General features: G+C 58.5%; 11 protein-coding genes and 4 pseudogenes. 6 read left to right on the top strand and 9 right to left on the bottom strand.

The annotated features are described in order from the left end of the window. Window positions 1-64: 64 nt before the first annotated feature. Together AWB65_RS38050 and AWB65_RS30115 are read left to right on the top strand one after the other, a co-directional pair. A pseudogene (locus tag AWB65_RS38050) lies at window positions 65-781 on the top strand (IS6 family transposase). An 86-nt stretch (window positions 782-867) separates the two neighbouring features. Next, window positions 868-1,092, top strand: coding sequence for a hypothetical protein (locus AWB65_RS30115; protein ID WP_125474249.1), 225 nt, complete (start codon window positions 868-870; stop codon window positions 1,090-1,092). A 119-nt stretch (window positions 1,093-1,211) separates the two neighbouring features. Here the strand turns inward: AWB65_RS30115 and AWB65_RS30110 are convergent. Continuing rightward, a pseudogene (locus AWB65_RS30110) lies at window positions 1,212-1,926 on the bottom strand (IS6 family transposase). A 110-nt stretch (window positions 1,927-2,036) separates the two neighbouring features. On the opposite strand from AWB65_RS30110, the pseudogene AWB65_RS38045 reads away from it, so the two are divergent. Then, window positions 2,037-2,174 (top strand): annotated as a pseudogene (locus tag AWB65_RS38045) (IS6 family transposase); the annotation flags it as partial. 140 nt (window positions 2,175-2,314) lie between these two features. Here the strand turns inward: AWB65_RS38045 and AWB65_RS30105 are convergent. The 3 genes from AWB65_RS30105 to AWB65_RS30085 form a co-directional block, all read right to left on the bottom strand. Next, the gene (locus tag AWB65_RS30105; RefSeq protein WP_087670576.1) at window positions 2,315-3,070 is read right to left on the bottom strand and encodes a hypothetical protein; all 756 of its coding nucleotides are present in this window, start codon (window positions 3,068-3,070) and stop codon (window positions 2,315-2,317) included. A gap of 178 nt (window positions 3,071-3,248) precedes the next feature. Further along, the gene (locus AWB65_RS30100; RefSeq protein WP_235007854.1) at window positions 3,249-3,566 is read right to left on the bottom strand and encodes a transposase; all 318 of its coding nucleotides are present in this window, start codon (window positions 3,564-3,566) and stop codon (window positions 3,249-3,251) included. A gap of 1,910 nt (window positions 3,567-5,476) precedes the next feature. Beyond that, the gene (locus AWB65_RS30085; protein ID WP_087670573.1) at window positions 5,477-6,613 is read right to left on the bottom strand and encodes a porin; all 1,137 of its coding nucleotides are present in this window, start codon (window positions 6,611-6,613) and stop codon (window positions 5,477-5,479) included. A 756-nt stretch (window positions 6,614-7,369) separates the two neighbouring features. Here AWB65_RS30085 and AWB65_RS30080 point away from each other — a divergent pair. After that, the gene (locus AWB65_RS30080; RefSeq protein WP_087670572.1) at window positions 7,370-7,981 is read left to right on the top strand and encodes a hypothetical protein; all 612 of its coding nucleotides are present in this window, start codon (window positions 7,370-7,372) and stop codon (window positions 7,979-7,981) included. A 157-nt stretch (window positions 7,982-8,138) separates the two neighbouring features. Here the strand turns inward: AWB65_RS30080 and AWB65_RS37765 are convergent, their stop codons facing one another. After that, complete coding sequence (locus tag AWB65_RS37765; protein WP_087670571.1) at window positions 8,139-8,447, bottom strand: ATP-binding protein; 309 nt, start codon at window positions 8,445-8,447, stop codon at window positions 8,139-8,141. Here AWB65_RS37765 and AWB65_RS36735 point away from each other — a divergent pair. Continuing rightward, window positions 8,432-8,572, top strand: a complete 141-nt coding sequence (locus tag AWB65_RS36735) for a transposase (protein ID WP_200821829.1) — start codon at window positions 8,432-8,434, stop codon at window positions 8,570-8,572. The two genes, AWB65_RS37765 and AWB65_RS36735, sit on opposite strands and share 16 nt — an antisense overlap. On the opposite strand, the gene AWB65_RS30065 is transcribed toward AWB65_RS36735, so the two are convergent. From AWB65_RS30065 to AWB65_RS30055, 3 genes are all read right to left on the bottom strand, one after another. Then, window positions 8,527-9,492 carry a PAS domain S-box protein gene (locus AWB65_RS30065; protein ID WP_235007852.1) on the bottom strand — a complete coding sequence of 322 codons (966 nt, stop codon included), beginning with the start codon at window positions 9,490-9,492 and terminating at the stop codon, window positions 8,527-8,529. The genes AWB65_RS36735 and AWB65_RS30065 overlap by 46 nt on opposite strands. Window positions 9,493-9,796: 304 nt before the next feature. Further along, on the bottom strand, window positions 9,797-10,318 hold the full coding sequence (locus AWB65_RS30060) for a hypothetical protein (protein ID WP_087670570.1): 522 nt from the start codon (window positions 10,316-10,318) through the stop codon (window positions 9,797-9,799). Window positions 10,319-10,635: 317 nt separating this feature from the next. Beyond that, window positions 10,636-11,439, bottom strand: a complete 804-nt coding sequence (locus AWB65_RS30055; RefSeq protein ID WP_235007851.1) for a DUF2092 domain-containing protein — start codon at window positions 11,437-11,439, stop codon at window positions 10,636-10,638. Window positions 11,440-11,968: 529 nt separating this feature from the next. Here AWB65_RS30055 and AWB65_RS30050 point away from each other — a divergent pair. Beyond that, a pseudogene (locus tag AWB65_RS30050) lies at window positions 11,969-12,097 on the top strand (phage integrase N-terminal SAM-like domain-containing protein); the annotation flags it as partial. Between the two features lie 112 nt (window positions 12,098-12,209). Here the strand turns inward: AWB65_RS30050 and AWB65_RS30045 are convergent. Further along, on the bottom strand, window positions 12,210-12,524 hold the full coding sequence (locus AWB65_RS30045) for a tyrosine-type recombinase/integrase (protein ID WP_235007850.1): 315 nt from the start codon (window positions 12,522-12,524) through the stop codon (window positions 12,210-12,212). Between the last annotated feature and the right edge of the window lie 1,073 nt (window positions 12,525-13,597).

The following is a 13,597-nucleotide window of genomic DNA, read 5'->3' as shown; positions in this document are numbered from 1 at the left end:
CATGAAAGGCTGCAACTGGCCGAGGTTGTGGTGCAACGCGCGATCTTTTGACCAGCACGAGCCAATGAGCAAGCTGAAGGACATCGACGGTTGTTCGATGGGCGTCAATTCGACCGCGAAGTCATCATCCTTTACGTGCGTTGATACCTGCGCTACAAGCTGAGCTTCCGAGATCCTGCTGAATGATAGCGGAGCACGATCTATCGCTGGTGCACACGACGATCATGCGCTGGGTAGGCGCAACACGCCGGAGTTCGTCAAACGGTGGAATCGGTTCGCCGCGGCGGCCGGTCAGTCGGGGCGAGTCGACGAGACCTATGTGAAGATACGTGGCAAATGGACCTATCTTTACGGCGCAGTTGACCGAGCGGGAAAGACGATCGATCTCCGCCTCTGCGCCAAGCGCGATGTGGCTGCAGGAAAAGCGTTCTTCGTGAAGGCGATCAGAACTCAGGGTCGCGCTCCCGCAGTGATCACCCTGGACGGCTAAGCAGCAACGCATTGATCCGTCCGCGCGATGAAGACTGAAGGGTTGCTGTCCCAGCGAACGAAATTGCGTTACTCAAAGTACTTGAACAACCTGATCCAGCAAGATCATCGGCACATCAAATCAAGGGTTAACGTGATGCTCGGGTTCGAACGCTTCCGCAAAGCGGCCGTCATCATCTCCGGCATAGACCTGATGCATTGCATTCGCAAAGGTCAATATTGACTCACCGGCGTGCATCTCAAAGATACCACTGCGCGCTCGACTTGGACGGCGGTCCCTCCAACTCGTTGAGTTCTCCGAGTTTTGGGCTGTTTCTCGCCCGCCTATCGAATTTGCAAAACAACCGATAGAATTTAGGTATCTTACGAAGAGACACCGTGAATCAAATCATGATCACTCGTGCGACATATGCCAAGCTGTTGCAGGTCGCGGAGTTGACGCACTTGGACCCGCAGGAATGGGCCGATGCAATCCTCGCGCAAATGGCGGACGAGCTTATTATGGCTGCGCAGAAACTCGATGATCAACCCGCGGGGACGGCGACCGCCGGCAGCGAAGGCCGTCCGGATTGCGAACCAACAGACAAAAGCACAGGCCGCTAGTACTACTGTCTTGACAACCATTCAGTTGTCCGCCCGCAGCACGGACACCGATCAAGACGGGCAAGGGCCTTGTCAACTTGTCGAGGTTGAAACAGAGCCATCGCAGGTGAGACACTCGTTCAGAAGCCGGTCGACGGATTTCGGGTTACATCGGTGAATTCGCGCCACGCAACGAATTTCGCCGCGAGTTGTTTGCGATAGGTTGAGGCGCTCAGCAGATGCCGCTTGAGCGCGAAGTGTTGCCGGATCAGACCGAAGTTCGACAGGAATGCTTACGTGCGCTTCGGATCACGAAAGCCGCGCATGCGACGCTCGCGTTCGCGTGTCGGCTGGTGGCTGTTTTCAGCTCGGTTGTTCAGTCGGGCTGCCGCTTTGACAAACACGTGCTTTACGCTCGCCAGCTCTGGAATCTCAGCTTTGGCCGCCGGATAGCTGCGCAGTTGATCGGTGACGATCTTATGCGGTACCGGGCTCGAGCGCAGCACACGCTTGAAGAAGCGTTTGGCAGCGGCCGTGTCCCGCCGCTTTTGCAGCAGGATGTCGAGTTCGGCACCGTGCTCGTCCACTGCGCGCCATAGCAGGTAAGGCTCGCCGCGCAACGTAACCAACATCTCATCAAGGTGCCATATGCCGCCCGGTTTGCGACGCGCCGCTTTCACCCCACGAGCAAAGCCTGCGCCAAACTTATCGCACCAGCAGCGGATCGTCTCGTAGGTCACGATCACACCACGCTCGAAGAGCAGTTCTTCGATATCACGCAAGCAATTGATAGCGGTGGTACCAGCGCACGGCGCAACTAATGACGCGGGCTGGAAAACGGTGACCGTGATACAGCGATTTTGATTTTCTTCATCGCGTCATCTTACGCGACACGCCCAACAACCTGACAACGCCGGTCGAGGAAGTGCAAATGGAAGGCGCCAACTGCGCGGCTGATTGACCGGTTCAGGTGTGCCGCCATCACGATTTCAGGCATCGAGTTGATGCATCGCATTCGCAAGGGTCATGTCGACCTCTGTGCTCTCGGGCTCGAGGATACACTTGCGCCCACTGTCTGGAATGCCGTCCTGTTATATCAATAAGGTATCCGTATTTATAAGAGGCATCTCGACCCGCCAGCTATTTGCACCAGAGCCCCGTATAGCAGGTAAGGTTCTTTAGCGGTGGGGGGAGGGCAAACGACAGCGCGAAAAAGGCGGTCGAGACTTGCCTGGATAAGGCGTCAATACTCAGGATTGCACTTCCCCGTCGCTGCCCAATACATAACCAAGTCGAGATCCGTCGGTTTGTCCTGGCGGAAAATGACGCCCGGTCGGATTACTTCCGAGATGTTTTCATCTACCTGCGAAAAATCGTGCATCTTGCAAAATGCTGATTTTGACGGACGGCCACGGAGCATCAATGAATAAATCTCGTCGCCTTTCTGATCGCCATCACGTAAGGTGTTAACCGACTGCACCAAAATCGATTCAATCATAATGTTCTGCCGGGCGAGCACCTTCTGCAGCGGTTCACCAGTGAAGGTTTTGAACGGTGCCAACGCTGCCGCGCGGTTGCTCTGGCCATTGATCGACTTGGCGTCAGCAGTCACTAGACAGTCGACGTAATACGCGGCGCGTGCTCCGTCGGGACTCGTTTGCTTTGCGAACCCGACATAAAGCTGTTTGGCGAGCGCCAGCACGGCCGGAGGCTCGACCTCATTGTTTGGATCCTCCACGGTTTCTGCGAAAGTGGCCCCGGCGTGCACGCCTGCGTTTCGGGCGGCCGCGATCGTATACGCTAGTCCGCCAACCTTCGAGCATCTCCGTTTGGTCGCCTCGTCCGGTTCATCCCTTGCAACGTTGTAGGTGCTGGCAGCAGAAGTTGCATTAGCAGGCGCTGCCTCAGTCGTTGGGGCCGATTGTGCTTCCTTGTCCGAGCTACTATCGCACGCGGTCAGCATCGTCGCAAGCAGCGCGACGGACAGTAACGTTCTCATGTTCTTGATCTTGTTATGCGCGCTTTTCCGCAACGGCGGTTTCTCAACAGATAGTTGAGCGCTGAAGTCTTAACGGCTGTTGCGCCGCAATTCTTGAGATCGGGTGGTTACTCACCGGGTCGATCGGCACTACCACGACTGCGCGTAAGCGGCCACGCCATCGCTAATTCGGAATCGGTCAGCCAAAACCAAGATCAATCATTATCCGTCTGGTGTAGACCCTCGAAAAATTCACACCAAACTGCTTATAAATGACCTGTTGAAGGCGCCCGTCCGTCCATCGGCCGGTTTCAAAACCGAACGCTGCCGGCGATCCGCGAAGCGCTTCCGCGATCCAGTCGAAGGCCGTCGGATCAAGAACAGATTTTCTTCCGCCAACGCTGATGTTCTCCAACGCGGCAAGCCCGCCCTCCTTGAGCAGCGCCTTGTAGCGCTTCGCGCTCGGGGTCGAGATGCCAAGCTGCTGCACGACGGACTCGATTGTTTCGCCGGCCATGAGCATTTCGCCGGCACGGATCCGACGTGCAACGCTCGGTAAATGTTTTTTTGGAGTCTTCGACATATCAGGTTAGACCGCCCTGCACTACTACGACTGCGTAGGTGGTGCTCTGCGCGACACGCACCGCGCACGCCGAGCGGCGCGCGTCAGGCTCAAGTATCCGCCGCAAGTCCGAAACTGCGAAGCGGCTGTCTACGCCCTGTGGTGAGGCAGCGGACATGTGCACTTGGGGATAATCGATGCGACTTGCATTGCGGGTCGGGCGTGCTACAACGTAAGAGGTCTCCCTCGCGTCGCCCCGGACGTGATGGATTGCCCGCCGGGTAAGCGCTGCGGCGGGCTTTCTTTTGCCCCTCGGCCTTCGCTGCACAGATTTCAGTTGCCTTGCCTTCTTTGGTTGTTATCCCGATCGACGTAACCGTGAGAGCGTTTGAAGGCATTCCACGCATCTTTGGGCCGGTGGGTGCCTAGTCTGGCAAACCATTCCGCACGCTCCTCCTCTGAGAGCGATTTCCACCACTCCATCCCTCTGCGTAGATCCTCGGTTAGCTGAAGCTCTGGCTCCCTAAAATCACCACGCCTGCGAGAACGCTTAAAGGCATCCCAAGCGTCTGCCGGGCGCGTGGTGCCTACCTTTGCGAACCACTCCCAACGTTCAGCCTCCGAGAGCAACTCCCACCACTTCGTTCCCCTGTCGATATCGTCCAGGCGAATCTCCGAGTACATAGGCCCTCCAGTTTTCTGCGAGGTGTACAAAAGCAAGACAGATATTTTGTCAAAAACGTTTGACAGAAAACCTAGGGGAAAATACTAGCTGCAACCTGACCGTCGCCACGGGTTTTGAATCTGCTTTGTATCTCATTGAGGCAAGGCCGGGCCGCGTCAGGCTCAAGTGTGTGCAAGTCCGGAACCGCGTAGCGGCTGTAAATAGGCCGGATTTATCGGCCTATGTGCGGCGGACTTGCGCCCACGGGGATAGCTACTAAAATAAATATGCGTCCTGCGTGGGGTCACGAAGGGCGCAGGCAGCAACAGTATCCCCAGTTGACGCCCGCCCTTATCCGGCGGGCTTCTTTTTGCCTGTTCCCAGTTATTCCGCACTTGGCTCCCGATAGTGGCTATCCTAGGGCTGCGCCCGCTTGGGGGCGTTCTGCTTGGTTTTGACTTGGTGCCCGCTTCGGCGGGTATTTTTTGCACGGTAGAGGTCCGGTGGCATCCCGATTTGGTCCCGTTCCTATTTGGTCTGCGGAAGAATTCACCACGTAGAAGCTCAAGCACGCAGCCGCCCTCCGCTCGATCTATTCCTGGCGCTTGTTCGAGTGCCTGAAGTCTTGGGACGGTGCAAGCCGGTGGACGCCGACAATCGAAGAATTCCTGAACGCGATGGACGCCAAGCCGACACAGCGCGCAAACTTCAAAGAACTCCGACTCCGCGTCATTGAACCCGCGTTAGGCGTTCGCGCGACGGGCGCCGGCATGACACATCGCACGCCCCAGCGGGAGTGGGTTGAAACACCCGCAGTCGGCCGACGCTTTTGGAAGTGCGCATCTCCTCTCGGTTCTGGCGAGCGACCTAGCAATTCGCGTACGGCGGGCGGCCGACACCAATCTGATTCGACTGTCCGCCGCCAGCATGCGTCATTCGCCGGCACCGAGTCCCGGACATTAGGACGTCCGTTCGACCCAGGAAACAGCCATTCGATTCGCGATTTCGAACATAGCTTGTTGGACATCGCTGTCGTTCGCAGGTTGATACTCGACACGCACAGGAACGGCGGATTTCATTTCCACTATTGCTCTCGTTCGCCGTCGAGCGCCGGCCGCTTGAAGTGCCCGTCGTTGTCACGAACGCAGTGCTCGCCGGGCGCCGGCCCCGCGAGCCCGCCGTGCCCATGCATGCAGTTGTCCTAGAAGCGATGACGTATGCCCGCCGTGACTTCGACCTGGTTGCTGGTCGATGAAGGCGCGCTCAATCCATTGATGAACGCCACCCCCAGTGCGGTGTTTTGGCTCGTGCTGACAGACTGGTAGACACCCTGCAGATACACATCCGTGCGTTTGGACAGGTTGTAATCCGTCTGCAGGCCAACCTGGTTCCAGTGCGGAGCACCGCCTCCGGCGTTACCGCCCGCGCGTGAGTAGGTATAAGCTCCGGACACGTTCATCGCAGGCGTCAGGTTATAGCGGATATTTCCTTCGAAGTTCTGGATATGGGTGCTCAGGCCAGTCTGAAATATCTCAGTAAGGTTGGTCTGCGTATAAACGAAACCAACCACCGCCGGTCCGAACGCGTAATTCACTCCCGCTCCCCACGTCTGCTGGCGCGCGGCAGTAAGCGTCTGGCCGTCCGTCACAGCGCCGTTGGCGTTGAAGTTGGCCGCCGCCTGCGAACTCGCGCCGTTATTCAGGTGAAGGTACCCGGCGCCAAAGTTCAAGGGGCCCCAACTGTAAGACGCGCCGACGCTGTACGCACGGTTGTTCGCGAAAGCGCCTGCCGCGTTCGAAAAGCCGTACAGCCCGCCGAACCGGAATCCCGCATAGTTCGCGCTCTGGTACTTGACCGAGTTGTTGATCGAGAACGAGTTGTTGTTCAGATTATCGTTGTTGAACGGGTGTGCGAAGTGCGTGCCGCCATACTCCGTGCCAGTCAGCGCCAGCGGCCCCACATAGTCGATCATGCTATCGTACTGGCGGCCTAAAGTGACAGCACCAAAATCGACGCTCGACAGGCCGACAAAGGCCTGACGGCCAAACTCCCGACCGCTCTGTGAATAGGTCCCGTTATTCACGTTGAAGCCGCTTTCCAACGTGAAGATTGCCTTCAGGCCACCTCCCAGATCTTCCGCCCCGCGCAGGCCCCAGCGACTGCCCTCCACCGAGCCGCTGGTCATCTGCACGTTGCTGCGTCCGCCTTGGCTTGTGAGCTGGCTGTTCGTGTAAGTAATGCCGGCATCGATCAGGCCGTATAGCGTCACGCTGCTTTGCGAGTGCGCGGCAGTTGCAAGCACGCCCAAAAGCGCTGCTGCCATCAGGTTCCTTTTCATTGATACACTCCGGTAAATTAACTGCGGAACAGTTCAGAAAACGGATGACTGCACATCTCGAAGCACCAAACAAATCGTGAAATGTCCGCGCTGTTAATCTCGTCGTCTGCGGGTCAATGGCAAAAACTCAGCAATCCTTTACATAAATTCAGCTTCGCTTGGAAAAATCATTATTCACCCTCGTGCAACCGATTGGTAGCGAGATGAATTCCATGTTGCTGGGAGCCGACAAATCAACTTTCACGTCCCTAAAAATTCGAGCAGACTCAGGCCCCATAGTGTGCACCAAGATGCATCGTCGGAAACGCTCAGTGAAGCCAACTGTGGAGGCTCGATCGAGCACTTGTGCGGACGCTCGAATGGGTTGCGTCGGCTGTTACTGGACGTCCAACAAGCGACCGCCTCTTCAACGCGTTGCTTTCACAAACGGGTTGCCCCATTGCTGGTGCGCGACGCGTCGCGCCGATAACGAATAGAAATTGCCAGCCGACACGCTTTCCGCCGGCGCGGGCAATGTCCCCAACTTGCGCTCTACCGTCCAACGTCTAGTCGGACAATTTGACCAAGGTCCAATACCACGTTGAGCGCTTCGCGAGTATCCTCGATGAATGCGTAGGTTGAACTGTTCGCACACCGCTTGAATCGGAATGCTTACGGCCGAAGGTGCAAGCGCAGCTTCTGCATTCCTTGAGGGCGACTCGGCGCTGCCTTCATCGAGCTTTCCCCGCGCTGACCTAGATTTCGTGGAGCATTCGAATGCATCTCCTATCCGCCCGCCTTTTTTCAACAAGCGCTTTCTGGCTGGTCGTTCTGGCCGCGATGTGCCTCACGCGGCCAGTAAGCGCTCAGAGCTTGACGGAGGTAGCCGCTGTCGGGCCGAACACGGCAGGCGCAGCTACCCTTATCCAAACCCGCGCAACCGTAATCGGCGTTGACGCAGCATCGCGCACCGCAACGCTGCGCGGCGTTGGCGGACGAATCTTCGAGGTGACGGTAAGCCCTGAAGTTGGCGATATAAGCAAGTTGAAGATAGGTGACGCAGTCGAGATTGCGTATCAGGAGTCTTTGCTGATTCACGCAGACAAAGTGAAATCGAATGGGATCCGCGAGCGGATCGACTCCACCGAAGTTATTCCCGCCTCGGGCGGAATTGCCGCAGCGGGGCATATGGTGCAAGTACTGGCCACTATCGAGAATGTAAACGCAAAGACACGTTTAATCACGCTCCGCGGCCCGCTCAGAACCGTCGCGGTCAAGGTGGGGCCTGATATATCGTTAGAGGATTTGAAGGTAGGAGATAGTATCCGCGCGGAATTCGTCACAGCAACCGCGGTAAAAGTCACTCGTGGGAAAGAGCCCTTGAATTAGCGCGCGGCGAGGCCCGTCACCGGTCCGTGCAACGGGAACCTGGCCCCAACGCAAACCTCGGCGCGAAAACCTGTGGAGCGGCTCATGCGGGTCAGCGCGCGGCGATGCATACTTCCTCCTCGACGAGGAAGACGTTTGCCGTATATCGTTCACGGATCTAACGCAATGACGCCACCCCGAGTGCCACACGAGTGGGAAGCGTGAAATAGAACGTGGCGCCGGCGCCTGCATTGTTCTCGGCCCAGATGCGCCCGCCATGCATGTCGACGATGGACCGGCTGATCGACAGCCCCAGCCCGAGCCCGTCACGCTTCGACGTGAAGAACGGCATAAAGAGCTTCTCGACGATATCGTCCGCGAGGCCGGGCCCGCGATCGCGCACCGCGACGCGCACGGCGCCCGCGTCGTCGTAAAGGCAGTCCGAACCATAGCCCAGAGTTTCGACGTCGCTTGGCCGCGGGTGCATGCGAACCAGGCGTCTCTGTTTCGAAACTCGCCCGGGGACATGGCATCAACGCGAACATGTTGTTCAAGTGGCGACGGCGTTACCGTGCGGAGCAAGCTGCCGGGACGACCGAACTTGTTCCGTGACGGTCGTGAGCGACGCGCCGGTCGCCATCGCGCCTACATCCTCGGTCGAACCGGAAACGGTGAAGCCAACCAGGACCATCGGCACGATTGAAGTGCGAATTGGCCGGACGGTGATCAAGGTCGATGGTGTGGTTGACGCCGAAACGCTGCGTACGGTGCTGAAGAGCGTGCGATCGTGATCGGCCTGCCAACGGGTACGCGCGTGTGGATCGCCGCGGGTGGATCACTTCGCTTGCGCGGCGGTTGTCCGCGACGAGATCGTGGAGAATCTCGCGTAATTCGTCAAGATCGATCGGCTCCATCGCCTTGAATCGCTGCGCCGCCTGCGCGTTGCTGAGGATCGCGGTGAGCGGCTGATTCAGCTCGTGAGCCAGCGAGCCCGCCGGTTCACCGAGCGTCGAGACGCGTGTGAGAAGCGCGAGTTCCTGCCGGTGGCGCTGCAGTTCGTGTCGCTCGGTCTGGTCGATGACGACCGTGAGCATCAGCGCTTCCCTGTGCGACGTCAAACGGCTGGTCGTGATTTCGGCGGGGAATTCGGTGCCTTCCTTGCGGCGGGCGAACACATCGCGCGAGCCGTGCACTATGCGAAGCGCGTGACCCGACGCCGCATCGTGCAGCGCGGCTTGGGCGGCGTCGCGCAAGCCGGGTACGAGCGCATCGGCGGATGCGCCGGTCAATTCGTCGCTGCCGTAGCCAAAGAGTTTCTCCGATGCTGCATTGGCAAGCACGATATCGCCATGCCGGTTCGTCACGAGAATCGCGACGGGAAGCAGTTCGAGCGTATTGCGAAACGGGTCGTCGTCCTGTGGCTGTGGCTTCGTGCTGCTTGAATAGTTCAGCGGCGCGGGCCGTGCATCGTCGCCGTCGGGCTGTGCGCCGAGACTCGACGTGTACCGCAGGAGCCGCACGGCGGAAAGCATCAGATAAACGCGAATCCTGTTGCTCCCGCCGCTCTGCCGTTTTTTTCGACGATCGCCACTGTCACCGGTACTACTGTTAAGTCGTACCAACTGGAAAGTACAGTGCGATACCTCGGGATCGAGGTAGACGATAGACGATGCGCTTGAGATGGCCGGGCGAACGAAGTCTGATTGCTTCACGACCGGTGAGCGGGCGCTTGCTGGGCCAGGAGGGGACGTTGTCCATGCTTTTATTCTGACATTCGAGCGTCGGCTCCGTCCCGGTCAACGTCAACCATCGGCCGTGCCGCGAGGCCGACCGCGATCAATATCCGGGCGGCGGCTGAACCGGCATGTACATCACGCCGCTGCTTCCATAACCCGCCGCGTACCAGGTCGCGCCACATTGATAGTACGACACGCCCTTAACCGCAACGGGAGCCACGTTGCACGGCGGTCCGACGGGCGCGGGCGCGGGTGCCGGCGCAGCGACGACGACAGTGGTGGGTGCGGGTGCGGGTACCGGTGTAGTGGCGGCCGTGGCCGCACCCACCACCATTGCGCCCGCTACGAATCCGACCGCCGCAGAACCGCCGTCCCAGTCTGAGTTGGAGCAATTGTTGCAATTGCCATTGTAATTGTTCTGCACGTTGCTCACGGTCGTAGAACGCGTGTTCTGCATCTCCTTGGCGGTAGATTGACGCGCACTCTGGTTTTGGCTGCTTGTTTGTGCCGCCGCGCTCTGGCGCGTGCTCTGATTCTGGCTCGACGTAGCTTGGCGCTGAGCCTGGTTCTCGCCGGTGCTCTGCTGGCGGTTCGCCTGATTCTGGCTGGAGGTTGCCTGCATCGAGCTCGCCGAACTCTGGCGCGCACTCTGATTCGCACTCGAAGTTGAAGTCGCTGTAGCTTGGCGCGAGGCCTGCCTTTGTTGAGCTGTAGCCTGCTGGTTGCCGCCAGATCGTGAAGCACCTTGCGCTGCGGTTGTGCCACCGGAAGACAGGCCTCCGGCCGATGCCGCCCCGCCGCGGGAATAGCCTCCATCGCCGCCACCGCCGCGGGCGCCACCGCCTCTCTCGCCTCGTGCATCCACCTGATCGATCAGCCCCAGCGTTAATACTGCGGCGACCACTGCCGTAATGGCATGGTCCCACGATCCTGTTTTCATCATTTGGCTCCCTTCTTCGCAGACGACTGGCGAGCCACGGGCGATGCACGCGGAAGCTGTGCCGCGAACGCGACCTTTTGCATGCCATCGGGAATTTGTGCCGAGAATGTCGCATCGTTTAGCTCGGGCGCAAGATTCCAGTCTACAAATTCCGCCCAGAACTGAGGCTGGCCCACTGCATTTTTGTAAGTCAGTACGATCCGTTGCAGCAGCGGCTTGTCGCCATCTGCTATCCAGACCTGAAAATCCACTGTGTCGGTACGCGCGGCTAGATGATAAGACGCAGTGCCGTAGATACCCGTCTTCTCCACATAGTCTACCGAGCGTACCCGGGCTTGCAATTCTTCAGGCAGCCCATTCAATAGGAGCGCCGCGAGCGGCAGGCGCATTCCTAGATCCTTGACGAAATACACGATGCTCTCGTCCAGAGAGCCTGGTTGCGGCGCCGTCGCATAGACTTTGCTGGCGAGGTCGACCAGAACCATCTCTTTCCCGGTGAGCACAACGAGCGTTTTTGCGCCATCGCTGCGTTCGCTTTCCACGCGCATGCGATCGGGCCGGCTCAACGTAACCGTGCGGTATTCACCGAATTCGATTTTCTGCCCGGACGATTGCACGGCGTCGTATCCGCTGCGCACACCGACACGAAAGCTCGGCGTCCCGCCAAGGAACTCCGCCATTTTCATCAGGATCGCACGAGCCTGAGCTTGTGAGGCGGTTTCGGGCTCAGCTCGCACGGCATGGACCGGGGGTCCTTTCTGTTCGGAGGCAGAGTAGGCGTTAGGAGCGGTGGTCAGCAGCAAAACCGATATCCAGGTAGCCCTGGACGCGCGGCGCAGTATGTGAGTGATCAATTTATTAACTCCTTCTGCTCGAACACCTCTTAACACCGGTCCGTCCCGTATAGAGAATAGTGGATTACAGAGTTTTTACTATGCGCGAAATGCCTAACTTTGGGAGCGGGCGCGAAAGACCGCCTCCGGTTGAGCTTCAGCTGCTTCCGGTTCCCCCTTGCGGTGGCCGCTGGGGTCGGCAGGGCATTCGCAAATTTTTCGTGAGCCGACCTTCAGGACCGACACTCGGCCCCCGGGTAGCTAGGTGACGGCTGTGGCCGACGACTTGCCGGGCAAGTCGGATGCTCGAATGGCTGCTCCAGTTTGGAACTTGCCGCAGAGTTCGCGTTAGGTCGAAGGGCAGTTGTGGGTCGGGGAACGAAACCGCTCGCGCGGTAGGGGCTGCGGCTCGACTTGGCGGGTAGTGAGAGGTGTATGGTGCGATTCCGTATGTTGAAGGTCGGGGCAAATCCGCCTCGTTCTTCAACGGAGCCGCGTCATGACCTCCACTCAACAGGGCGTCAGCCCTATGCGTCAGCGTATGACAGATGACATGCGCATGCGCCAGCTTTCTCCCAAGACTCAGGCGAACTATCTGCGCATCGTGCGTGAATTCGCTCGATATCTTAAATCGGCGACATGCACGTGGCCGAGGTAGGCTGACAGGATCGGCCGGCAACGCTCCGGATCCTGTTTAGACCGGTACCAGTGCACGAGCGTGTTCGTCGCAAACGCGTGCCTCATATCGTGCAGGCGTGGTCACGATGGTCGTAACAGCCGCGCAGGCCGACCCGTCGTGACAGCGCATAGAAAGTCCAATGTACTTCTGCGCCATCCAGACGATTACCCCTGTTGGAAACGAACAGATAGGAAGACACTGGCCGACCAGCCCAATGGCGATTACGTCGCACAATGTAGTCGGCAAGCACCTCGCGAGTCGAGTCATGCAAAGGCACGAGCCGGGACTTGCCCAATTTGGTGCCACGGATTGTTAGCACCCCAATGGTGACGTCCACGTCCCGAACCTCAAGATTGCGTGCTTCCCCGAAACGCATGCCCGACACGCTCAGCAAACCAAGCAGGCAATAGAACGTCCGTGGCCGGGCGATGCAGGCAAGGCGTTACTCGATTTCGTCACCTTCATGGAACAGCATCGCGCCCCCACATTACCCGGGCATTGGCTCTCGCCTGGGCGCAACAGCCATTCGAAGTCCAACCCGCACATTGGGCGAAACGACTCAGCTTCGTACGCGAGTTCGCGCGTCATCGCAGCGCCACCGATTCGCGCACGCAGATTCCAGCGCAAAGCCTGCTGCCGTTCCAACCGAAACGGGCTCGACCGTACCTATATTCGGACGATGAGATTCGCGACTTACTGCGGGCCGCCCTTCAAATACCATGCCGTTATGAGCGCAGTGCACCCGTGCAGCTTGAATCCCAAACTGCGTCGAAGACTGAGATACTCAGCGACTGCCTGCCGGAGCGTGTTCATTGCAGCCGTATTCCGAACTCAGAATCACACGCGCGATCGTCTCCATTTCTGCATCTATGCCTATCCGAGCGCTTGCATCACCCGCCATCGGCCCGCAAGCCAGACTGGCCACATTGATCAATCGCCATAGCGAAAACGCTGGCTGCGTCAGACTACTTCGCGGTTTCCTTCCTCGAGGTTTATTCAACGCCTGCCCGCACGCCTTGTCGTTCGATGACGAGCCTGTGCTTGAGGGCAGGCATCGAATAAACCTAAACGAGTTCGGCCGACCGCGTCGGACGGTGGTCGGCCAACTTCGGACGTTGATCCGCACATTCACCCGGACATTCGGACGACCGAGGTCCTCTGGCAGCGGACCTTCGCACGTCGGTTGCGGTCGCCATACGCTTCTCGCTTGCGAACATCTTTGGCAAGCAAATCTCGTGATGTGCGCGATGTCCGCTTTCCTTTATTCACACGCGGTTAGAGACTCGACATGGATGCGAAGTCGGTGAAGCTGGCGACGAGTGCTACTTCGCCCCGCTTTTTGTTAGCGCTTGCCGGAACGAAGAGATCAATCTGTTTTCGTCGCCGTTGCGCGTGATCATAACCAGCGTACTCGTGAGCTCAAAATCCCGGACCGGAACGAACTTCACA

The organism is Caballeronia humi, from assembly GCF_001544475.1.
GTDB lineage: Bacteria > Pseudomonadota > Gammaproteobacteria > Burkholderiales > Burkholderiaceae > Caballeronia > Caballeronia humi.
Note: the sequence above shows the minus strand (reverse complement) of the source record. Positions and strands in the feature narration are given on the sequence as shown.